The sequence below is a fragment of the Psychrobacillus sp. FSL K6-4046 genome (assembly GCF_038624605.1).
Classification (GTDB): Bacteria; Bacillota; Bacilli; order Bacillales_A; family Planococcaceae; genus Psychrobacillus.
The window spans coordinates 2084045-2105979 of record NZ_CP152020.1 but is presented as its reverse complement, the minus strand read 5'-3'; the positions used below and the strand labels follow the sequence as shown (position 1 = coordinate 2105979).

22 protein-coding genes and 1 riboswitch are annotated in these 21935 nt (G+C 36.2%); of the genes, 13 read left to right on the top strand and 9 right to left on the bottom strand.

The features are described 5' to 3' along the window. Positions 1-2: 2 nt before the first annotated feature. The 4 genes from MKY09_RS10420 to MKY09_RS10405 form a co-directional block, all read right to left on the bottom strand. Complete coding sequence (locus tag MKY09_RS10420; RefSeq protein ID WP_169361491.1) at positions 3-674, bottom strand: methionine ABC transporter permease; 672 nt, start codon at positions 672-674, stop codon at positions 3-5. Then, the gene (locus MKY09_RS10415) at positions 671-1690 is read right to left on the bottom strand and encodes an ATP-binding cassette domain-containing protein (RefSeq protein ID WP_342566619.1); all 1020 of its coding nucleotides are present in this window, start codon (positions 1688-1690) and stop codon (positions 671-673) included. The genes MKY09_RS10420 and MKY09_RS10415 overlap by 4 nt, the downstream gene beginning before the upstream one ends. Positions 1691-1872: 182 nt before the next feature. Beyond that, a complete protein-coding gene (locus MKY09_RS10410; RefSeq protein WP_298471742.1) occupies positions 1873-2682 on the bottom strand; it encodes a MetQ/NlpA family ABC transporter substrate-binding protein in 810 nt (269 codons plus the stop codon). A gap of 93 nt (positions 2683-2775) precedes the next feature. Beyond that, positions 2776-2889, bottom strand: a riboswitch (SAM riboswitch). Positions 2890-3214: 325 nt separating this feature from the next. Further along, the gene (locus MKY09_RS10405) at positions 3215-3868 is read right to left on the bottom strand and encodes a hypothetical protein (protein WP_298471739.1); all 654 of its coding nucleotides are present in this window, start codon (positions 3866-3868) and stop codon (positions 3215-3217) included. 156 nt (positions 3869-4024) lie between these two features. On the opposite strand from MKY09_RS10405, the gene MKY09_RS10400 reads away from it, so the two are divergent. After that, positions 4025-5163 (top strand): IS3 family transposase gene (locus tag MKY09_RS10400; RefSeq protein ID WP_169361557.1). Its coding sequence is split into 2 segments (ribosomal slippage): positions 4025-4250 and positions 4250-5163, totalling 1140 coding nucleotides; the frame shifts between segments, so codons are not numbered across the junction. A 395-nt stretch (positions 5164-5558) separates the two neighbouring features. Here the strand turns inward: MKY09_RS10400 and MKY09_RS10395 are convergent. Further along, positions 5559-6722 carry a pyridoxal phosphate-dependent aminotransferase gene (locus tag MKY09_RS10395; RefSeq protein WP_342566618.1) on the bottom strand — a complete coding sequence of 388 codons (1164 nt, stop codon included), beginning with the start codon at positions 6720-6722 and terminating at the stop codon, positions 5559-5561. 85 nt (positions 6723-6807) lie between these two features. Between MKY09_RS10395 and MKY09_RS10390 the strand changes: the two genes are divergently transcribed. The 5 genes from MKY09_RS10390 (at position 6808) to MKY09_RS10370 (ending at position 10234) form a co-directional block, all read left to right on the top strand. Further along, on the top strand, positions 6808-7587 hold the full coding sequence (locus tag MKY09_RS10390; protein WP_342560698.1) for a carbon-nitrogen family hydrolase: 780 nt from the start codon (positions 6808-6810) through the stop codon (positions 7585-7587). Positions 7588-7666: 79 nt separating this feature from the next. Then, positions 7667-8143 (top strand): PaaI family thioesterase, encoded by a 477-nt coding sequence (locus MKY09_RS10385; protein WP_340883665.1) that lies wholly within the window; start codon positions 7667-7669, stop codon positions 8141-8143. Positions 8144-8362: 219 nt separating this feature from the next. Continuing rightward, positions 8363-8572, top strand: a complete 210-nt coding sequence (locus tag MKY09_RS10380; RefSeq protein ID WP_169360154.1) for a hypothetical protein — start codon at positions 8363-8365, stop codon at positions 8570-8572. Between the two features lie 247 nt (positions 8573-8819). Beyond that, positions 8820-9488, top strand: coding sequence for a hypothetical protein (locus tag MKY09_RS10375; RefSeq protein ID WP_342560699.1), 669 nt, complete (start codon positions 8820-8822; stop codon positions 9486-9488). A gap of 185 nt (positions 9489-9673) precedes the next feature. Next, positions 9674-10234: a sugar O-acetyltransferase gene (locus MKY09_RS10370; protein WP_342566617.1), complete on the top strand. Its 561-nt coding sequence runs from the start codon at positions 9674-9676 to the stop codon at positions 10232-10234. Between the two features lie 105 nt (positions 10235-10339). Here the strand turns inward: MKY09_RS10370 and MKY09_RS10365 are convergent, their stop codons facing one another. After that, positions 10340-11617: an MFS transporter gene (locus MKY09_RS10365; RefSeq protein WP_251556171.1), complete on the bottom strand. Its 1278-nt coding sequence runs from the start codon at positions 11615-11617 to the stop codon at positions 10340-10342. 134 nt (positions 11618-11751) lie between these two features. Beyond that, positions 11752-12027 (bottom strand): hypothetical protein, encoded by a 276-nt coding sequence (locus tag MKY09_RS10360; RefSeq protein ID WP_342560700.1) that lies wholly within the window; start codon positions 12025-12027, stop codon positions 11752-11754. A gap of 245 nt (positions 12028-12272) precedes the next feature. Between MKY09_RS10360 and MKY09_RS10355 the strand changes: the two genes are divergently transcribed. After that, positions 12273-12737: a hypothetical protein gene (locus MKY09_RS10355; protein ID WP_298471724.1), complete on the top strand. Its 465-nt coding sequence runs from the start codon at positions 12273-12275 to the stop codon at positions 12735-12737. Between the two features lie 110 nt (positions 12738-12847). Here MKY09_RS10355 and pepF read toward each other — a convergent pair whose 3' ends face one another. Further along, complete coding sequence (gene pepF / locus MKY09_RS10350; protein WP_340883659.1) at positions 12848-14659, bottom strand: oligoendopeptidase F; 1812 nt, start codon at positions 14657-14659, stop codon at positions 12848-12850. Between the two features lie 475 nt (positions 14660-15134). Between pepF and MKY09_RS10345 the strand changes: the two genes are divergently transcribed. The 6 genes from MKY09_RS10345 to MKY09_RS10320 all read left to right on the top strand — a co-directional run bounded on the left by MKY09_RS10345 (position 15135) and on the right by MKY09_RS10320 (position 21500). After that, positions 15135-16316, top strand: a complete 1182-nt coding sequence (locus MKY09_RS10345; RefSeq protein WP_342560702.1) for an ABC transporter substrate-binding protein — start codon at positions 15135-15137, stop codon at positions 16314-16316. Positions 16317-16418: 102 nt separating this feature from the next. After that, positions 16419-17291 carry a branched-chain amino acid ABC transporter permease gene (locus MKY09_RS10340; RefSeq protein ID WP_342566616.1) on the top strand — a complete coding sequence of 291 codons (873 nt, stop codon included), beginning with the start codon at positions 16419-16421 and terminating at the stop codon, positions 17289-17291. A 10-nt stretch (positions 17292-17301) separates the two neighbouring features. Then, complete coding sequence (locus MKY09_RS10335; RefSeq protein ID WP_342560703.1) at positions 17302-18255, top strand: branched-chain amino acid ABC transporter permease; 954 nt, start codon at positions 17302-17304, stop codon at positions 18253-18255. Beyond that, positions 18245-19033, top strand: coding sequence for an ABC transporter ATP-binding protein (locus MKY09_RS10330; protein WP_169360144.1), 789 nt, complete (start codon positions 18245-18247; stop codon positions 19031-19033). The genes MKY09_RS10335 and MKY09_RS10330 overlap by 11 nt, the downstream gene beginning before the upstream one ends. Then, a complete protein-coding gene (locus tag MKY09_RS10325; RefSeq protein WP_169360166.1) occupies positions 19026-19730 on the top strand; it encodes an ABC transporter ATP-binding protein in 705 nt (234 codons plus the stop codon). The genes MKY09_RS10330 and MKY09_RS10325 overlap by 8 nt, the downstream gene beginning before the upstream one ends. Positions 19731-19961: 231 nt before the next feature. Next, positions 19962-21500: a sensor domain-containing diguanylate cyclase gene (locus tag MKY09_RS10320; protein ID WP_340883655.1), complete on the top strand. Its 1539-nt coding sequence runs from the start codon at positions 19962-19964 to the stop codon at positions 21498-21500. A 42-nt stretch (positions 21501-21542) separates the two neighbouring features. On the opposite strand, the gene MKY09_RS10315 is transcribed toward MKY09_RS10320, so the two are convergent. Next, positions 21543-21920 carry a hypothetical protein gene (locus tag MKY09_RS10315; RefSeq protein WP_340883653.1) on the bottom strand — a complete coding sequence of 126 codons (378 nt, stop codon included), beginning with the start codon at positions 21918-21920 and terminating at the stop codon, positions 21543-21545. Between the last annotated feature and the right edge of the window lie 15 nt (positions 21921-21935).

Sequence of the window (21935 nt, the reverse complement as noted above, 5' to 3'; positions counted from 1 at the left end):
AATTAGTCCTTTTTTAATCTTGCAGCTAATCGGTTGCCGAGAGACTGAATGCCTTGAACTAAAATAATTAAGATCACCACTATGACATACATAACGTCCGTTTCATAACGTAAATGTCCATAACGATAAGCTAAATCTCCTAAACCACCAGCGCCGACCATGCCAGCCATAGCAGTTGCTCCTATTAATCCAACCGTTGCAATTGTTAATCCTAATATGATAGATGGTCGGGCCTCTCGCAGCAGCACATGCCATATAATGAACCGTGTTTTGATCCCCATGGCTGTATAAGCTTCAATTACTCCATTTTGAACTTCCAAAAGGGCGGACTCCATCAGACGGGCGATGTAGGGCGCAGTATAAATAACTAGCGGAACGATAACACCTTTCACACCGATGGTCGTACCAACAAGGAATTTCGTAAATGGTAGGATAAAAAATAATAGAATGATAAATGGTATAGAACGAATAACATTTATGAGAAGGTTACTTAACTGGTATACGATTGCATTTTGTAATGCTTGCCCAGGTCTCGTTAAAACAATCAGTATACCTAAGGGAATACCGATTAGGATGGAGATTAATAAAGAAATCCCTACCATTTGGAAAGTTTCTATGGTGGCTTTTCCGATTAATGGGAGCCATTGATTGGTAAATTGTTCAATTCCACTCATGAGTGCACCTCCAAGTTTTCTGTTTCAACACCGCGTTCGTTTAGAAATTGGATTGCAGACTGAACTTGGTCCGGGTCTCCGACTAAATGGATGACAATATTACCCACAATCCCATTTTTCAACTCGATGATATTGGCGGTTAATATATTAGGCTGGACTTCAAATCTTTGGCTAACCTCTGCTATTAAGGGCTTACCAGTGCTTTCTCCAACGAAAGTTAAACGTGTAACAGCACCTGTTACATGGAGCTGAGAAATTAGAGACGAGGATAGATTTCGTTGACTGATTGTGCTTAAAAACTTCTTTGTTGTTGGATGCTTTGGCTTTGTAAAAAGGTTAATCGCAGTGTTTGCTTCGACAACTTCTCCTTTTTCCATTACATACACATGATCACATATTTTTTGAATGACATTCATCTCATGAGTGATTAGTAGAATAGTGATACCCAGCTCTTTATTTATTTTTAATAGCAAATCCAAAATGGAATCAGTAGTTTCAGGATCCAATGCACTTGTTGCTTCATCGCTTAATAGTACTTCGGGTTCCTGTGCAAGGGCTCTAGCTATTGCGACGCGTTGTTTTTGCCCTCCTGAAAGCTGGTTTGGATAGCTTTTATACTTATCAGATAAACCAACTATTTCTAAGTACTTTTCTACTCTACTTTTTACTTCTGTTTTATCATAGCCGAGTAGCTTTAATGGAATGGCAATATTATCATAAACAGTTGCTGTTTTTAGAAGGTTAAATCCTTGAAAGATCATTCCTATTTTATTTCGTACCATACGTAGCTTCGCTGGGGGGAGGGGGGTAATGTTATTGCCGTTTATGTATACTTTTCCGGATGTTGGTTTCTCTAAGAGATTAACACAGCGAATGAGCGTGCTTTTCCCTGCACCGCTATAGCCTATAACCCCATGAATTTCACCTTTTTTTACGTGTATGCTTACATTATTTACAGCCTTTACCGTACTACTTTTACTGTTGAATTCTTTGGTAATATTTTCTAAAACTATCATGAATGATCTTCCTTTCTAAAGAAACGCCGGCAGAGCTATACGCTTGCGTTTTTCTTGATGTCTAGCTTCGGCGCCTTGCCCCTCGGGGTCAAATGGGAAAATACTCCGGTGGCTGTGGACCTGCCTCCTCGCATTTTCCCATTTGCCTGTCGATTAGAGATAGGCGCCTACGCTTTTCTAATTTACCAACCTGCTAGTGCGGAGCCTTGGAATTCTTCTTCAATAAATTCTCTAACTTCGTCGGAATGGTATGCTTTAATGAATTTTTGGATGGCAGGATCATTTTCGTTTTCCTTACGAACAACAATATGGTTAACGTATGGGGAATCAGCTGACTCTAACAAAATTGATTCTTCTCCAGGGTTAATACCAGCTTCTAAAGCATAATTGGAATTGATTGCTGCAGCATCGACCTCACTAAGCTGTTTTACTATTTGCGCTGCCTCTAATTCAACGAATTCAAGGTTTTTAGGGTTTTCTTCAATGTCATGAATAGAAGCATTTCCTTTTTTACCTTCTTTCACTTTGATAAAACCATTTACTTCTAATATGTCTAAAGCTCGTGCACCTTGTGTTGGATCATTCGGTAGTCCAAAGGTAGCTCCATCTGGCAGTTCATCGAAGGATGTATACTTTTCAGAATAAACGCCCATTGGAAGTAAAATAGTCTCAGCGACTGGTACTAGCTCTGTATCATTATTTTCGTTAAATGAGTCAAGAAAAGGTAGAGTTTGATAACTGTTTGCGTCCAAGCTTCCTTCATCAAGGGCAGTGTTTGGAAGTATGAAATCTGAAAAAGCCTTAATCTCAATTTCTAGTCCATCACGTGCTGCAATTTCAGCAACAACCTCAGTAACTTGTTCATGTGGACCTGACGTAACGCCAACAACTAATTTATTTTCATCTAATGGTCCTGATGTAGCATCATCACCACAAGCCGAGAGCAACCCTGTTAATAAAACTCCTGATAACACTAAGCTAAATTTTTTCATTGTAATTCCTCCTGAATATGTATTAATAAAAACGAATAAATATAAAAGCCTCTCTTTCAAAAGAAAGAGAGGCACACAAATATGTATTGTCCTCTCTTATCTTCCAAAACAAAATGTTTTGCAGGATTTAGCACCTTTCTATACTTTTTTAGTATAGATGGTTGCCGAGCTTCAACGGGCCAGTCCCTCAGCTACTCTTGATAAGAGATAATAATCTATTAAGTTTTTCGTTTTTACTATAGAAAGAATTTACTACACTGCTCTATTGAAGTCAATAGATATTTTTATATTTTTATAATTGTTTAGAAAAATTCAAATAGAATATTATATAAATAATTATACAAAAGTGATTTATGTGGAAATACTAAGATGGGAGCATTTAAAAGGTTTACATTTAGCTTTACGCTTTATTTTCATGGTTATGTTAAAGGTAAGGGGTGATTTAAAATTCATATAAAAAGTGAGCTGGAAATGTATCTCCAAGCTCACTTTTTATGTGCATTTTTTTACTAAAGCCCCTTCGGTGACTATTTTAATTCAGTAATGCAAGTTTTGCTCTAGATGGAGTTTCATACTTTACAGTAACTCCATTTAACATGGTATTGTTTTGTACAATATAATACCCACCACCTAGACCATACATGGGAACATATCCATCAAGTGGTTGTTTAGCTGAATACACTCGGAATTCTTCGTTAGGCATTAATTGTCGGATAGGTTCAAGACCAGGTTCGCCACCATCAACACTATTAATTACTTTAAATAAAGTAGTTTCCTTAAGGATTGTAACCTTTCCGATTTGACCTGCTTTAAGTTCCGTTTTTCCCCACATAACTTTTGTAGAAGAATCTACTAATAATGCAAGTTTTGCTTTAGAAGGCGTTTCATACTTTAAAGCACTGTACATATTGACAAACAATCCGTCCCCTAGACCGTATTCTCCTCCGTATATATCTGTACGGAATGTATAGACACGATACTCTCCACCTGCTGGTAACACTTTTCCTCTAGAGCCATCCGCCTTATATGTTGCCACATCTGCGTAAAGTGTTACTTTACCAATCTGACCTTTTTTTAATTCCGTTTTCCCCCACATAACTTGTGTTGATGAAGCTTCTGATGTGATAGTGAAGGAAAATATCGCTACTAAAGTAAATACAATCGCTATAAAAATATTTTTTTTCATTTTTTACCTCCTACAATAATTAACCAATTGTAACATAAATTACATTCATATTTTGAAATAAATTAATATATAGGCTTTGAGTTCTGATGCTAGTATGGATGTATGGACACAAGTTAGTTAAGTCTCTATCCTATAAATAGAGAGGACGTGTCCGGAATGAAACAAAAACGGTATAACCAAGAATTTAAACAAACAATTGTCGAACTCCACAGATCTGGTACACCTGTGAGTAATCTCAGTAGCGAATATGGTATTTCTGAAGTAACTATTTATAAATGGATTAAAACACATTCCCCAATCGAAAACAGTGGGGGTTTAACACCGTCACAAATCGCAGAAATCCAAAAGGAAAACCTTCGGCTTCAACAGGAGGTAGACATCCTAAAAAAGGCTATGACCATATTCGCAAGAAAGTAACAGACCAAGAGATTATTGACCATATCGAAAAGGAGAAAGAACACTTTCCTATCCAATTGATGTGTGATGTGCTAAAAGTGCCAAGAAGTACGTATTACCAGTCGTTCCATAAAGTAAAATCTTCGTATGCCATGGAAAACGAAGCGGTTTTAGCACGCATACAAACTATACATGCGGAGAGTAAAGGTCGCTATGGTGCACCAAAAATTCATTATCTGTTAACCCAAGAAAAGGTCGATTTCAGCTTAAATCGAGTGCAGCGAATCATGAAAAAGGCTGGAATTCGATCAACGATCGTGAAGAAGTACCGACCAACTTCCTCCACTGGACAAGTGGTGGAACGTGAAAACCTGTTAGAACAAAATTTTGAAACGACGACCATTAATGAAAAATGGGTTGCAGATATTACGTATATTCATACATTAAGAGACGGCTGGTGTTATTTAGCTTCCGTCCTAGATTTACACACGAAAAAAATTGTTGGCTATTCCTTTTCCAAATCGATGACAACAGAACTTGTTTTACAAGCTTTAGCGAACGCAATCGATGTTCAACAACCAGAAGAAGGACTAATCTTACATACCGATTTAGGCAGCCAGTATACTAGTGAAGACTTTGAAAAAGCAGTGAAAGAAGCAAAATTCAAACAATCTTTCAGTCGTAAAGGATGCCCATATGACAATGCATGTATCGAGTCTTTTCATGCGATTTTGAAAAAAGAAGAGGTATATCAATCTAGTTATATCAATTTTGAAACAGCCCGATTGACCCTATTCCATTATATCGAGTCGTGGTACAACCGAAAACGAATTCATGGAGCTATTAACTATCTAACACCTCAACAATTAGAGGACTTATGCCGAAAAGAAGCGGTTTGAGAGCAAAGGCATCTAGTTTTCCAGATTTACCCCTACCTACACATTTTTTCAGGACGACATCCATGGCTTGTATTTCCTGTACCCAGCGAAAGCTGTCAAGTACGGTCTTTCACTTGACTGGTTTCGCTGGGTACAGGACGCTCCATGATTGGATGCCGTTCTGACAGAGACTTAACTTTTTTATGTCCAGGATATTGACGTAGATCCATTCATTAAACTAGCCTCGAGCGTTAGTTTAAATACATTCTTTCACAAACTTTTTAATACCATTTTACATAAGTCTACCTTTGCCTTTAACATAGCCATTTTCATTTTAAATAACTTTTGCAAGAAGTTTTAAGTAAACTTTCAAAATAAAATACTGGTTATTTTAAAAACAGAAACTGATTTACTTGTTAAAAAAGCTGTAGCTTTTCTATTCTTTCTACGGCTTCGACGAGTCGATCCTCATCAACTAATAGCCCCACCCGTACATAACCTTCTCCATGCTTACCGAAGCCGTTTCCAGCAGCGACTGCAACATCAGCTTTTTCTAAAAGAAGGTCTGCAAATTCCTCGCTAGTATAGCCATTTGGAACTGGAAGCCAAGCGAAGAAAGAGCCTTCTGGAGCTTTTACGTTCCAACCAATTTTTCTACATGCCTCTATGAAAATGTTTCTTCTTTTTTCATAAAGTGCTACTAATTCATCCACACATTCTTGAGAGCCATTTAATGCTTCGGCTGCTGCAGTCTGAACCGCAGGAAAGAGACTGACAAAAAGATGATCTTGTATAATATTAATAGATTCAATGATTTTAGAATTACCGACTGCAAAACCCACACGCCATCCAGCCATATTATAGGTTTTAGAGAGTGTATACATTTCAATGCCGATTTCCTTTGCGCCTTTTGCTTCTAAAAAGCTAACTGGTTTCTTTCCATCAAACCCAATACCTCCATACGCAAAGTCATGTACAACGGCTATACCATTTTCCTTCGCTAAATCTACCGTTTCTTGAAAAAATTCTGAAGTGGCAGAAGCTCCAGTTGGGTTATTTGGATAATTCAAATACATCAGTTTTGCAGCTTCTTTTTGTTCTGTAGAAAGCTGCTCGTAATCTGGAAGAAAACAATTTTCCTCTAACAGGGGCATTGTTTCAAATTGTACATTGGCTAGCCCAATACCTGATAAGTAATCTGGATAACCAGGGTCTGGAAGAAGCATTAACTCGTTATCATTCATCAAAGCTAAAGGTAGTTCAACCAAACCAATTTTAGTTCCAAATAAAATAGCGACTTCTGTATCAGGATCCAAATTTACGTTGTATTCGCGCGAATAAAAATCTACTGCTGCTTGCTTCAACTCATTTATTCCTCTGAATGGAGAATATTTATGAGATTGAGGGTTTTTAGCAGCACTTGATAATGCTTTTACAATATGATCCGGTGTGGGCTGGTCGGGATTACCTTGTCCAAGATTTATCACATCTCTTCCTTCTGCCACAGCTTTCGAGACTTTTTGTACTAGTGTTGCAAAAAACTGGGGAGGGAGATTTTTTATACGATCAGAAAATTCCATGGGCAATACCTCTTTTTCTAAATAGTTGCATATATTAGTCAAATCTTATAACCTTTTTAGTATTATGTCTAGAGGTGGTGTCGGTATGAAAATTGCTTGTGTTCAGTTAGATATAGCATTTGGTAATCCTAAAGAAAATTTTGAAAACGTTGAAAAGAAGATTAGAGAGGCTGCAAAGCAAGAAGCTAAACTAATCATTTTACCGGAAATGTGGAACACGGGATATGATTTGACTAGATTAGAAGAAATAGCTGATAAAGAGGGGAATGACACAAAGAAATTATTAGCCAAGCTAGCGAAGGAATTACATATTCACATTATCGGTGGCTCTGTCTCTACAAAAAAGGATTCTCATTTTTATAATACGATGTATATTGTAAATGATTCTGGAGATATCATAACAGAGTATGATAAGGCCCACTTATTTAAGCTAATGGATGAACATTTGTATTTAAAAGCAGGAAACAAGAAAAACTTATTCGAAATCGAGAATATAAAGATGGCAGGTGTTATATGCTATGATCTTCGCTTTCCTGAATGGTTTCGGGCTCACTCTTTACTAGGAGCCAAGGTAATATTTGTTCCTGCACAGTGGCCAGCAGCCCGGATTGATCATTGGAAAATTCTTCTGCAGGCAAGAGCAATCGAAAATCAATGCTATATAGTGGCAGTAAATCGAGTAGGAAAAGACCCGAACAATGAATTTAATGGTAACTCGATGGTGATTGCCCCTTGGGGAGAAATAGTATGGTTAGGTAATGAGGAGGAAACTACCGGTCTAGTAGATATTGATTTAAATCTTGTAGAAGAAGTAAGAGGTAGAATTCCGGTTTTTCAAGATAGGAGAGAATCATTATATAAATAATAATATTTATTTGAAAACTCTTAATTTAAGTTGACTGATAGTTTGCTTTTTTGTATGGTTTGTTAAAGGGGGAGAAATAATGACAGAACACAAAATTGCTATACAGGATGAATATCCGGATGATTTTGCTTGGTGTTATGGATGTGGTCGTTTAAATGAAGAGGGGTATCATTTAAAGACATATTGGAATGGAGATCAAACAGAAACAATTTATCAACCTAGAGAAGAGCATACTGCAATTCCTGGCTTTGTGTATGGTGGATTAATAGGGGCTTTGGTAGATTGTCACGGGACCGGCTCAGCATCACTTGCTCTTCACCGAAAAAATGGATTTGAGCCTGGCAGTGGTGAGGCACCTCCACGATTTGTGACGGGTTCACTGCATGTGGATTTTCTGAAACCAACACCACAAAAAGTTGAACTAAAGGCTATCGGTACGGTGGAAGAAATACATCCGAAAAAGTGGAAGGTGACTTCTGAGGTGTTTGCTGGAGACGTCCTTTGTGCTAAAGGGGAAGTAATCGCTGTTGTCATGCCTGCTACTTTTGCGAAATAATAAATATAACAGTTAACACAGGATATTTTTCCTGTGTTTTTATTATTGATTAAAGGAAAATAGTGACTTTCTGCAAAGGTCGGTTACCCATGTTGTAACTGGATATTTATGTTAAAATATTAAAGAGTTTATCAATGTAGAGACTTTAAATGACACGATATAGGTCATTGTTTTTTTGAGGTAGAGTTGAATGATTTGTAATCTTTAAGGAGGGACAAAATGATAAAATCTGCAAAGGGTCAATTAATACTTTCCACAATAACTGCCACTCTCTTTATTATTGCTTCCTTTTCTTTTATACAATTTAATGATGGTAATAGTTTTTTCTTTGGACCGGTTGTGTTCTACATTTTAATGTTATTAAATGTATTTCATGCGGGATTATTAACGCAAAAATATATTCAATTCAAAAATGACGACACTGATTAAACTACAGATAAATTAAAAATATAATCGTTAATAGGCAGAAATACAATGATGAGCTATAGGTGGAGTTCTCAGCTTTTTATTGCATTTCAGTTCCTTGAAATATCCTTATGATCTTGTTTTCTAGCTTGCTTTTACATACGATATACTTTTCGAAATGGAACAGAGGATGCTCGTTGGAAAACAACTATTAAATTTAAGATTATAACCCCTCTTTTATGGGAAAGAAATAATAAAGGAGGGGAAATCAATGGATACTATTTTGTACTTATTTTTTACAGCGGCATATATAGGGCTGTTTATTTGGGGATTAATAGGAATAAAGAAAAAAGATGTTTTCAAGTGGACAAGCTTTGTGTATCTTATTATTTTGGCACTCATCTATGATAATGGAATAATTGGTATTGGGAGATGGATCGGTGAAGGTGATTTGCTGGAAACCTTGAATCTCTTACGATTTTGGACGCATGCATTTTTAACTCCATTACTTGTCTTATTTGCGGTTGGTACATTGAAGGAAAGTGGAATAGCATGGGCTCAGAAAAAATGGCTTACGATATCAGCTATTATTTATACATTGATTTTAATAGGTATTGAAATATGGTTGGAAGCGTCTCAGCTTACATTAAAGGCTGAGGAGGAATATGGGGTTCTTAGATATGTCTCTACAGAAGAAGCTTCAGGGCCACCAATTATGATTCTTCTAGTAACACTTGTATTAATCGTAACTAGTGCTATTCTTTGGAAGAAAACAAAATGGGCAGTATTTTTTATAGGTGCAATCGTTATGACAATAGGTAGTGCGGTTCCTATCAATGTAGAGAGCGGTGCGGTCACGAATGCATTTGAATTGTTCTTATTATTTACGCTTATTTGGACAAAGAGAAGGCTTATAAAAGGTAAACTCCAATATAAATAAATTCAAATTAAAGAAATTAAGACGACCCAATAAATTACTGGGTTGTCTTTTTGAATTTAACTAAACTAATGGCAAGAGAAGTCTAACGATCAATATAGAAAAAATAAGTTGGAACTACCTTAAATGTGTTAGGCTTTGGTCAAGAGATATAATGCCAGTTAAGTATAAAGATGAGGAGGATAAAAATGAAATCTGAAAAAGAAAAAATGCTGTCCGGTGAATTGTATAATCCAGCAGATACCGAATTAGTTAGAGACAGGGAAGAGGCAAGGAGAAAGGTAAGAATTTATAATGAGACTATTGAAAGTGAAGGGGAAAAACGCCGTGAACTACTAATGGACTTATTAGGTTCTACAGGGAAATTAGTTTATATGGAGCCAACGATTAGATTTGATTATGGCTATAATACGCATGTTGGTGACAACTTTTTTGCGAATTTTGATTTTATCATATTGGATGTTTGTGAAGTTCGCTTTGGGGATAATTGCATGCTTGGACCAAGTGTGCAAATTTATACAGCCACACATCCTCTGCATCCAGGAGAACGTAATTCCGGCAGAGAGTATGGAAAACCTGTCACAATTGGAAATAATGTTTGGATAGGGGGACATGCAGTTATCAATCCAGGAGTCAATATTGGAGATAATGCTATTATTGCAGCTGGTGCTGTCGTTGTAAAAGATGTGCCTGCGAATGTGGTGGTAGGCGGTAATCCGGCAAAAGTAATTAAAGAAATTGAAATATAATGAGCTTATTAGGAGCAACGGGAGCATCAAAGTATAGAGATTTTAAATTTCATACAGAAAGTGAAAAGTGAAATTGCGCGTGGCAATTTCACTTTTTGCAAACTATTAGACAGCATCAACTGGTACAGGCTTTGGTGCTTCTTCTGGTTCTGGTACTTGTGTCAAAACTATTATTCCAATAATAAATAAGATGATTAAGCTAAATACACCGTAAGAGGAATTCCCTGTAACTTGTGTAGTAAATCCAATTAATAAAGGTCCCATTATGGAAGCAAATTTACCGAAAATATTATAGAACCCAAAAAACTCGTTAGAATTTTCTTTTGGTATTAGCTTGCCGAAATACGATCTACTTAATGCTTGGATCCCACCTTGAGAGGTTGCTACTAGCATAGCTAAAATCCAAAAATCAGTGATAGTTTCTAAGAAAAATGCATACGTACATACAATTGTATAGACGATAATCCCTACATATAACATTTTCTTTTCAGAAAATCTAACCGCCAGCCTACCATATAGAATTGCAAATGGAGCTGCGACTACCTGGGTAACAAATAGAACAATGATTAAATCAGTAGATTTTAAGCCTAGGTCCGTACCGTAGGCAGTAGACATTGAAATAATGGTTCCTACACCGTCAATGTAAAAGAAATATGCTATTAAAAATAGAAACAATGCCCGGTACTGACGAATCTCCTTAACCGTTTTTCCAAGTCGTTTAAAACTTTGTGTAATTGGATTTTTTTCTCGCTCGATATAATGAATCTGTTTTACATTTTTAAACATCGGAATAGCGAATATAATCCACCAAGCTGCGGTGATAAGGAAAGCAATGCGGCTTGCTGTGATATCTGAAATAGGAATGATATTATTGCTGGCCAAAAGAATGATGACTATACTGATTAAAAATGGGATAGCACTACCTATATATCCAAGACCGTAACCTCTAGATGATACTCGAGACATTCGCTCGTTAGTGGTGACGTCAACAATGAAGCCATCATAGAAAACGTTAGCTCCAGTTGCACCAAGAGCAGCAAAAGTATAGCAAATTAAAAATAGATACCATTTGTCATAGGGGATAAAGGCAAGCAATGCAGTTGCTGTTACTCCTAAAAAGAAAAAGAAATAGAAAAATTTCTTTTTAAAGCCTTTGTAATCGGCGATGGTACCAAGGATTGGTCCGATCATTGCTAATATAAACGTAAAAATCGCAATCGTATAACTAAGGTAAACCGTTGAATCAGCTGTATCAATGCCAGCAGCAGTAGCTGACCCTTTATAAAAAATAGGAAAAATTGCAGTAGTAATTATGATGGAATATGCGGAGCTACCCCAGTCGTAGAGAGCCCAACTATTTTCTTCCTTTGTAAACTTTTTCATCATTTTCCCCCTTCCCGTCTGATAATATTGTACATGATTTGTAACAAAGTTTGTAAAAATTTCTGAAATTTTACAACTCTTTTTTGTTCCATAATGGTGGGAAGAGAGAGGATTCCCCGCGAATAGGAATAGCTTTATTTCATTTTAATTGAAATTTCGGAAACAACATAGGCTAGATGGTCATTGCCAAACAACTGTAGTACTTGAATTACGGTTTGAGTGTCTACATCTACAGCATTTATTTCTGTTTCTTCTACTGCTTTTGCTAAAGCTTCATTCGTTGCTTGTTCCGGATAGGCAGTTTGATAAAGTGCAAAAGGGTCTACTTCATTGTTAATACACCATTGTGCAAATAATTGAATCATCATATTCTCATCTTGTTCGTATTGCTCAATCACTTTGTTTTTCATATTTACTCCTTGTTAAGTCATATTTTATGGCTTATTTGATTATATCTTTAAAAAAGTGGTTAGACAGGATTGGTTATTTAATTAGTATAATTATAGCAAAGTTCGTTAAATATAGAAGTAGTTTAAAAGCGGAAGGAGGGTGTATCAACGGTTTGTTGGAATACTACTATAAAACAAGTTGCTAATAGTTGACTATAAATTTATATATCTTGATATAAAAATAATAGATTAAGGGGGATTTATTAATGGCAATATTAAAAGACTATACAGAACAACCAACTTGTGAAGTTGAACTAAATATAGAATCAGTAAATGATATGAGCGTAAAATTCAACATTTGTTTCCGTTCTGGTCACAGTTTCCCTGCCGTACATTCAAAATCAATACGCTGTTTAAAAGAAGATTTCCTGGAAATGTTAAGTGATTTAAAACGACTAAATAACACATATTTAAGTATGCTAGAACATAAAGATCCAGGGTTGTGTATTTATCATATTCCTCAGTTTGGTACTTATTACTATCCTAACTATGGATTATTGGTGCCTGAGAAGGAAAGGGATTTACGCTATAGATTAATTTTTGTTTTAGATGCAGGTGAGCTGAATCATCGAATGGCAACAGAATGTGGACCCGCCTTATGTTTAATAGTTAGGATGGAACAAATTAATGAATTTGCTAACAGTTTAATTGCTCAAGTAAATACTGTTTAATAACTGATACACACTAATTAAATAATAAGCCCCAGAAATTTTACGAGTGGTAAAATTTCTGGGGCATTTTAAATTTTTTTGCAGTATCGTTTAGCTTGTTCGTTCTTAACTTACTTGCTGTCAATTTCCTCTGTTAAGCTTTCAAGTTCATCAACAAGTGAACCAATATATGCAATTGTATCTCGGAGTGGTTCATCAGTTGTAATGTCCACACCAGCCATTTTAGCTAATTCTACTGGCGATTTAGTTCCACCAGCCTTTAATACTTCTAACCATTCGTCTACTGCCGGCTGTCCTTCGTTTAGTATACGTTTAGCAACCTGCGTGGAGATGGTTAAACCTGCACTATATGTGTATGGATATAATCCCATATAGTAATGTGGCTGTCTCATCCAAGTAAGCTCTGCTCCATCTGTTATTTCCACAGAATCTCCCCAGAATTCTTCTAAAACCTCTCGCTTGTATGCATTTAAAATTTCAGCATTTACATTTTGCCCTTGATCTACACGCTCATAAACTTTACGTTGATAAGCTGCTTCTAGTAAATGAGTAACAAAGTTATGATAATAGGTTCTAGCAACAATGGAAGATATTACCCAACGTTTAAATTTAGGGTCATCCGAACTTTTCAAAAGATGATTGGCAACTAACATTTCATTCATTGTGGAAGGCGCCTCGATAAAATATAAAGATGGACGAGAATTAAATAGATTTTGTTCTTGGTGTGCAAAATAGAAATGACCCGCATGACCAAGCTCGTGAGCGAGAACAAATACTTCATTCATTCGACTCGACCAGGATATTAAAATGTATGGGTGACTACCATATGGACTAGAACAGAAAGCGCCCGTGGATTTTCCTTCATTTTGTGCAAAGTCTACCCAGCGTTCCTTATAAGAGCGATCAACCATTTCTAAATACTTATCACCCATTACTGATAATGATTCATTAATATACTTCTTGGACTCTTCTATTGTAATAGTCGGCTCATAGTTTGGATCTAGGGCAATCTTTAAATCAGCGAAGGTCATCTTATCTAAGCCATGTACCTTTTGAAGTAATTTTGCATATTTCCTCATATGTGGTGCTAATTCTTTTGTGATTAGATCTATTTGACGGTTATATAAAGATCGATCGACTTCTTGGTCGAACAATAAATATTCGAATACCGAATCGTATCCTCGCAGGTCAGCCGTTGTTTTTTCTTGTTGAAGCGCAATGTCATACGTTTTTGCAGTGGTATGCTGATATTCCTTCAATTTAGATGAAAAAGCTTCAAATGCTGCTCTTCGAAGAACTGTATCTGTTTCAGCTTCCCAATCATTTTCAAAGGAAACGTAGCTTAATGGATATGGTTTTCCGTTTACCTCAAAGTCAGGAAAAGAAATATCCAATAATTTAGTTGTTTCATATAAATTATAAGGTGCATCAAATGTTGGAGAGTAGGCAGCTAATACCTTTTCCACTTCTGGGTGAAGCGTATATTTCTTTCTTTCTAGTAACTTCACTAAATAGTTTTCGTAAGAAGAATCCAGTTTTGCTGCTTCCTCAAGTAACTCTGTGGGCATTTCTAATAGTTCGCTGTCAACAAAAGATGTTTGGCTAGCAACCTTGCCAGCTAATGAACTAAATTGACCGGCTCTCATTTGTGCTTCCGTATTTGACTGGTCTTCCGTAATCGCTAATCTTGCATAGCTACCTAACAAACTAAATTTCATATAAAGAGACTGGTATTCCTCCAAAGCATCAATGATGACATTAGCGCTATCTAATTTCCCTTTATACTTTTCAACGAATACAGGGACATTTTTCTCTATTTCTGCGTAAGCATCTTTATATTCCTTTTCCGAAGCAAATAAATCCTTTAAGTTCCAAGTTTCTTCTATTTTAACCTCTGATCTTTTTGGTAAACTTTGTACCATTCCCATCTCTCCTTAATATTACGGATATCGAACTATAAATAATTATAACGGAACTTAATAGAAAAGTAATTATTTTTCTTATATTCAGATTTATTTAATGAAACGGCTTTTATGTAGAGCTAAGACAATGAGCATATATACTACTTTTTTTATTAATTGTTCGTGCTTAACTTTTAAAAAGGGGTTATAAAATTGACACCTTTAAATGATATCAAAGTTAAACTGATCAGATTTTTGAAGCTAGTATTTCATGATTTTCAATAATAGAAGTATGAAAATGATGCCATTTTTTTATTTAATATATTGATATACTAAAGATTAAAAAGATTCGAATTAGTCAAATTTTTATAGACTGATTCCTATCTTTGTTTTACAATGTAATTGTATTACGAAAGGATAATTTTGGATGAAGTTAACTATAAGAAAGAGATATTAGTTCGCTTTTCAATTTCAAAATTTTCAAACAACAAAGGGGATGCATTGTATGAAAAAATCAAAGTTTGCTTCATTATTCCTAGCCTCGACCATTCTCATTGGAGTTTTGGCAGGTTGCAATAGTGAAGGCGGTTCAGGGGATGGCGGAGATACGATTAAAATTGGTATTAATCTTGAGCTATCTGGTGGAGTTGCTTCCTACGGACAATCAGAAGATAAAGCAATTGATCTGGCTGTAGAGGAAATTAATGATGATGGTGGTATTGACGGGAAGAAAATCGAACTTGTAAAAGTAGATAATAAATCGGATGCTGGTGAAGCCACCAGTGGAGCAATTAAGCTTATTACAAAAGATAAAGTAGTCGCTATCATTGGAGCTGCAACTAGTGGTAACACTGTAGCTCAAGTAGAAGTTGCTGGAAAAAATAAAGTACCACTTATCTCTCCATCAGGCACGAGTACTACAGTAACCGTTACGGATAAGGGTAAACTAAATGAGTTTGCTTTCCGCACAGCGTTTATTGACCCATTTCAAGGAACAGTAGCAGCAAATTTTGCCGCTAATGAGCTAAAGGTTAAAAACGTAGCGATTTACGCAGATAACAGTAGTGATTATGCGAAAGGCTTAGCAGCTTCCTTTAAGAAGGATTTTGAAGCTGCAGGCGGAAAAATTGTTGCACAGGAATCTTATGTTGCTAAAGATACAGATTTCCGTTCTACATTAACAAGTCTTAAATCTAAAAATCCAGATTTCATCTTTATCCCTGGTTATTACGAGGAAGTTGGTCTTATCGTTAAGCAAGCTCGTGAAATGGGGATTACAGTACCATTGATGGGAGCAGATGGATGGGATTCACCGGATATTGTTGATTTAGCAGGGGCAGATGCATTAAATAACACATATATTATCACTGCTTATTCTTCAGAGGATCCAGATGGTAAAGCTAAAGCCTTCTCAGATAAGTTTAATGAAAAATACGGGGAAGCCCCTAACTCCTTCCACGCTTTAGGCTATGACACTGTTTATCTATTAAAAGATGCAATTGAGAGAGCAGATTCAACAGATGGAACAAAAATTAAAGAGGCATTAGAAGCAACAGATAATCTAGATCTTGTAACGGGACTTTACTCGATGGATGAAAATCACCACCCAGTAAAATCAGCAACCATTATAGAGTTCGTAGATGGAGAGCAAGTGTTTAATACAAAGGTTAATCCATAAATATTGTTACTAATAACGGAGGGATTCATTCCCTCCTTTTCTGTGACTCTATGAAAAAAGGGGTTAGGCTTGTGCTGCCCTAAATATAAGGAGTGTAACTACATGGAATGGGTTCAACAGTTGATTAATGGTATTTCACTAGGAAGTATATATGCCTTAATCGCCCTTGGATATACAATGGTTTATGGAATTATTAAGTTAATAAACTTTGCTCATGGCGATGTATTTATGGTAGGTTCTTTCATTGGTTTCTATTCAATTACCGTATTTGGTTTAGGTTTTTTTCCCGCACTTATTATTTCAATGACTGTCTGTGCATTATTTGGTGTTCTAATAGAGCGCATTGCCTATAAACGACTAAGAAATGCTACACGTATAGCGGCTTTAATTACTGCCATAGGGGTTTCTTTACTCATTGAATATGGAGTGATTTATATAAGAGGTGCTCAATCTGAGGCATACCCAGATTTCTTTAAGAAAAACTTTGAACTATTTGGTGTGCAAATAGGTATGCAGTCCATCTTAATATTGTCTGTTTCCGTTGCATTAATGATTATTCTGCAATATATCGTACATAAAACGAAAACAGGAAAGGCAATGAGAGCTGTTTCTCATGACACAGAGGCGGCAAAATTAATGGGTATTAACGTAGACAACACAATTTCCGCAACTTTTGCAATTGGTTCAGCCCTAGCGGGTGCTGCTGGTGTTATTTTTGGAGTTTACTATACAAAGATTGACCCATTAATGGGAGTTATTCCAGGGGTAAAGGCCTTTATAGCAGCAGTATTAGGGGGAATTGGAATTATACCTGGAGCAATGGTAGGAGGTCTACTTTTAGGTGTTATTGAATCTGCTGTAAGTGCAATAGGCTTCTCTTTGTGGAGAGATGCAGCAGCATTTGTCATTCTAATATTAATACTTATCTTTAGACCATCAGGTATTTTTGGCAAAAATGCACGAGAGAAAGTGTAGGTGTATACGTATGAAGAGAACCTCTAAACAATTTTGGCTATTTGTTGTATTGGGGATAGCCATCTATGCCGTGATACAGCTTCTTATTATGAACGGGATTATAGATCAATTTTATAGTAATACAATTATTGTTATATCTATTAATATTATATTAGCCGTAAGCTTACACCTTATAATTGGGATTACCGGACAATTTTCTATAGGGCATGCAGGCTTCTTAGCAATTGGGGCATATATTTCAGCTATTGTGACAATGAGGCTTGAATTACCATTTTTCTTAGCCATAATAATAGGTGGAATTGTTGCTGCTTTAGCTGGGTTGATCGTTGGCATTCCTAGTCTTCGCTTAAAGGGAGACTACTTAGCGATAGCAACGCTTGGCTTCGCTGAAATTATTCGTATTGTTTTCTTGAATATCGACTATGTTGGTGGAGCTTCCGGTATGCAGGTTGACCATATGACCACATGGACTACAGCATTCATCTGCTTAGCAATTACTATCTTGGTGATTGTCAATTTCACAAATTCAAGACATGGTATTGCCTCCATTTCAGTTAGGGAAAATGAAATTGCTGCAGATGCCATGGGAATAAATACGACTTATTATAAGGTAGCAGCATTTGCAATCGGTTCCTTTTTTGCTGGAGTAGCAGGCGCTCTTTACTCACATAATTTTTATATCATTCAACCAAGTCAATTTGGTTTCTTGAAATCGTTCGACATTTTAATCTTTGTTGTTCTAGGAGGATTAGGGAGCTTATCTGGAGCCGTTTTATCAGCTATCCTATTAACCGTCGTCTCAACGTATCTACAAGGATATCCAGAAACTCGAATGATCATATACAGTCTCGTACTAATCATTGTTATGTTGTATAGACCAAAAGGATTGATGGGGACGATGGAGATTACAGATTACTTTAAAATGTGGAGAACACCAAAAGGGGGCAGTCAATATGGAAAATAGGCCTTTACTAGAGGTGATAAATGCCGGAATTCAATTTGGGGGCTTGAAGGCTGTCCAAAATTTAAATATGGTTTTAAATGAGGGAGAGCTTGTAGGTTTAATAGGGCCAAACGGAGCAGGCAAAACAACGAGCTTTAACCTATTGACTGGGGTCTATGCACCTACCACTGGAGATATTATGTTTAACGGGGAAAGAATTAATGGATTAGCCCCCTTTAAAGTAACTAGGAAAGGAATCAGCAGAACCTTTCAAAATATTCGTCTGTTTAATGAATTGACTGTCTTAGAAAATGTGAAGGTCGCTTATCATTCTTTAGCTAAGCATACGATGCTTAGCTCCATTCTGCGACTACCTTCTCATTTTAAAGGTGAGCAAGAGATGGAAGAGAAATCTATCGAATTTTTGAAGATATTTAAATTAGATAGATATAAGGATGAGCTTGCTAAAAACCTTCCTTATGGTCAACAGAGACGGTTGGAGGTTGCAAGAGCTTTAGCAGCAGGGCCTAAGCTACTTTTATTAGATGAGCCAGCAGCTGGAATGAATCCTAAAGAAACAAAAGAACTGATGGATCTAATAGGATTTATTCGTGAAAAGTTTAATTTAACCATTCTGCTGATTGAGCACGATATGAATCTTGTAATGGGTGTTTGCGAAAGAATTTATGTATTAGACCATGGACAGCTTTTAGCAGAAGGTACTCCTCAAGAAATACGAAATCATCCAAAGGTCATTGAGGCTTATTTGGGAGAGGAGGTTCCTAATGTCCATGCTTAAAGTAGAAAATATGGATGTGTATTATGGGAATATCCAAGCTTTACATAATATATCGTTAGAAGTGAATGAAGGAGAAATTGTTACGTTAATCGGAGCGAACGGGGCTGGAAAAAGCACGCTCCTTAAAACTCTATCTGGATTGTTAAAGCCTAAGAAAGGGAAAATCGAGTTTTTAGGTAAATCTATAACAGGGAAAGCAGCTCAAACGATAGTGAAGGCTGGTATATCTCATGTACCAGAGGGTCGAAGAGTTTTTGCTAATCTTACTGTAGAGGAAAATCTCGAGCTAGGAGCATTTCTTCGTAAGGATAAGGCAGGCATTAATTCAGATTTAACAAAGGTTTATGAAACTTTTCCAAGATTGTTAGAAAGAAGAAAGCAGCTATCCGGAACACTCTCCGGTGGAGAGCAGCAAATGCTTGCCATTGGGCGAGCGATTATGGCAAAGCCTAAACTAGTGTTACTAGACGAACCGTCGATGGGATTGGCTCCGCTTATGGTTCAAACTATTTTTAAAGTCATAGAAGAGATAAATAATGACGGCACCACCGTATTATTAGTTGAACAAAATGCCCATATGGCACTTTCCGTAGCTAATAGAGGATACGTTATTGAAACAGGTAAGGTAGTATTATCTGGGCCTGCAAGGGAGTTACAATCGAGTGAAGAAGTTAAGCTAGCTTATTTAGGTGGTTAATAAAAGATGCTAGGAGAAAAAGGTGAGCTTGGTAGCTATCAAGCTCATTTTCCATTTTATAAGGGATGTCAAATCTTTAACATCACACAACTTTTCGCCTATTTGAAAAAAGAATTTTTCTTCTCTTTTTCTCCATATCAATCAAAATATCCATTATCTATAGTTATTCCTATATAAATAATGCTACAATGAGAAAATGTAGTAATTATATTGTATAAATTTGGAGGAAACATGATAAGAACGTTACGTTTTTGGATTTTAACTTTAATTTCATTTTCAATCATTGGCATACTGACAAGCTCACTCTTTTCAAGCTATTTAGTGACAAAAGATAGCTTGATTGATAACTCGTTGGAGCAAAATCGAGTATATTCTAAAAAGCTGGCGGAAATGTCAGAGGAGCTTTTTTCTTCTATGCAACTTAACCTTGAAGGGAGAAAAGCTGATATTATCAAGCTATTGGATAATCCGACAGAATTAACAATAGTATTGAACCAGCTGATAGTAACAAGTAAAAACTTTAACTCTGTCTCAGTTATTGATAAGAACGGTCTCGCGATAGCTACTTCTCCTAATGTAGGAATTGCTGGTACTGTTATTCAATCCGAAGGTGTTAAAGAAGCATTAGATAAGAAAGAGAATATTATTACAAAACCATATATGGCTGCGACAGGTAGATTACTAGTTCTTGTATCCACCCCGCTTTTTAATGAACAAAATGAGTACCTAGGAATGCTGAACGGAACCATCTATTTAGAAGAGGATAATTTTATACGAAACATTTTAGCAGAGCATTATTCTAAAGATGGATCGTATGTTTATGTCGTGGACCATTCAGGAACGCTTATTTATCACCCTGATGAAGAGAGAATCGGAGAAGTAGTAAAAAGTAATGAGATAGTAGAGAGCTTAATCAGAGGTGACAGTGGCGCAAGTATTACTGAAAATACGAAGGGTGACCTGTACGTGGCTGGATATACTTTAATAGAAGCAAGCAGATGGGGAGTAGTATCGCAAACCCCTTATGCTTCAAGTATAGAGCCTCTTGCTGGAATCATATTGAAGATATTTTTATATGCACTTCCTTTTATAGTTTTATTTCTTGTAGTAGCTTTTGTCCTTTCAACTAAACTAGCTTCTCCATTACAAAAACTTGCAATGTACACAATGGATCCTCAATTTAATAGAAATGAGCTAGAAATTCCGACATGGTATTTTGAGGCTAAGCAGTTAACGGAAACTGTTGAAAACTATCGAAAACAGCAAGAAGAAACTGTAGAGAATTTTAAAACTCAATCCTTAACTGACCCTTTAACTGGGTTAAAAAATAGAAGGTTTGCAGAATATCTTTATAGTCATTTAATCGAGAGTAAAAATAACTTCTCGATGATTATGGTGGATATCGATTTCTTTAAAAAAGTAAATGATGAGTTTGGACATAATGCAGGGGATGAGGTTCTGCAATTCATAGCTTACCGAATGAATGGGGTCGCTCGTGAAGAAGATTATATCATTCGATTAGGTGGCGAGGAATTTGCAATTGTTATGCCGAATACTCTACTAGAGGAAGCATATCTTATTGCAGAGATACTGAGAAAAGATATTGAATCTACTTTACCTCCAACCAATAAGGCTATTACAATATCTTCTGGAGTGGGGGAATACAAGCATAAGGCTGAAGCGATTTCTTCATTTATGGACCGTATTGATCAGGCTCTATATAAAGCAAAATCTAATGGGCGTAATCAAACGATTAAATCCAAGTATTAGAAATAACGTAAAAAGGTTTTAGCAAGTAGCTAAAACCTTTTGTCATTGTACATTGTTCATCTTTTTAATGAGATAAAATACAGCCTCTATAATTATTCCTATTACTAACCCAAAAGCACTAAACATAAACAGTGACAGGATTCCTATTATATCACCGTTTCCTTCAGGATTTATAATGAAGGAGCGGAAAAGGTCAATGAAACCTATCGCCAATCCAAACGTAAATAAATAAAATGCTTTGTAGAGCTTGTATAATAGCATAGCCCCAGCTGTGACTCCTGCTACAATGGAAAAGGCTGCAAAAGCAATAAAGTTCATAATAACTAATTCTTGTCCTAATACATACCTAACACCTAGAATTAGTAAAAAAAGTGAAGCTACAATGATGAAACCAGCAATTTTCCCATAATTTTTTAACAAATTAAACGCCTACCT